This is a genomic window from Streptomyces klenkii, from assembly GCF_003626645.1.
GTDB lineage: Bacteria > Actinomycetota > Actinomycetes > Streptomycetales > Streptomycetaceae > Streptomyces > Streptomyces klenkii.
Map to the genome: position 1 here is coordinate 1 of NZ_RBAM01000239.1, position 1,005 is coordinate 1,005.

A 1,005-nucleotide genomic window follows, 5' to 3' on the forward strand; every position below is an offset into this window, starting at 1 on the left:
GGCGGCGTGGTCTACGTCTGGGGCGAGGGCATGCTCTCGGCCCTGGAGGCGCGCACCGGCTCCCCGCTGTGGCGCTGCCCGGTCGGGGACACGGCCGCCACCGGCGGGCTGCCCGTGCGGGTGACGCCGACCGACGACGGGCTGCTGCTGGTGTGCGCGGGCTCGCGGGTGCTGGCGCTGGACGCCGCCACCGGCGGGGAGCGGTGGCGCTTCGACGGGCCGGCCGCGATCCTGTGTCCCGCGGCGTACCAGCCGGCCGGCTCCTCCGCCGCCGGGGTCTACTTCACGGACTACCGCGGCATGGTCTACGCCCTCGACCTCGCCACCGGCGCGGACCGGTGGGGCATCGCCACGGAGGCCCGGCAGTCGGCGGAGCCCGTCGTGGTGGCCGACGGCCTGGTGCACCTGGGCAGCGGCGTCGCGATGTACACGCTGGACGCCGTCAGCGGCACCCCGCGCTGGCGGTACGCCGTGGGCGGCGCGATCGTCGGCGCGCCCGTGGTCTCGGACGGCCGCCTGCACTTCGGCTCCGAGGACCACTGCCTCTACACGCTGGACGCGGTCAGCGGCCGCCTGAGCTGGAAGCTGGAGACCGGCGGCGCGATCACCGGCACCCCCGCCGCCGCGAACGGCATGATCTTCGCCTGCAGCAAGGACCACTGCGTCTACGCCCTCGACGCGGCCCGGGGCACGCGCCAGTCCTCGCAGTAGCGTCGGGGTCGCAGGGCCGCCGCGCTCAGGAAGCCTCGTCCACCGTCTCCTCCGCCGGCCCCGCCGGTAAGGCGCGCAGCAGGTCCCGGACGCGGGCCGCGTCCGGGTGAGTGATCTCCTCCAGGAGGGCCAGGGCCTGGCGGAGGGTGCGGCGGGCGTCCTCGGGGCGGTGGGCGTCGCGCTGGGCCTCGGCCAGGCGCGTGCGGGTGGCGGCCTCGGTGACGCGCTCCTTGCCCGCCCGCCACACCAGCGCCTGCTCGTAGTAGGCGATGGCCTCGTCCGGGCGGCCCAGGC

General features: G+C 76.9%; 2 protein-coding genes. One reads left to right on the plus strand and one right to left on the minus strand.

Annotation, left to right across the window (positions count from 1 at the left end):
* The coding region (locus D7231_RS36035) for an outer membrane protein assembly factor BamB family protein (protein WP_147449942.1) at positions 1 to 711 on the plus strand (711 nt) is incomplete at its 5' end.
* A gap of 25 nt (positions 712 to 736) precedes the next feature.
* On the opposite strand, the gene D7231_RS36040 is transcribed toward D7231_RS36035, so the two are convergent.
* Positions 737 to 1,005: tetratricopeptide repeat protein (locus D7231_RS36040; protein WP_147449943.1), on the minus strand; the 269-nt coding region annotated here is incomplete at its 5' end.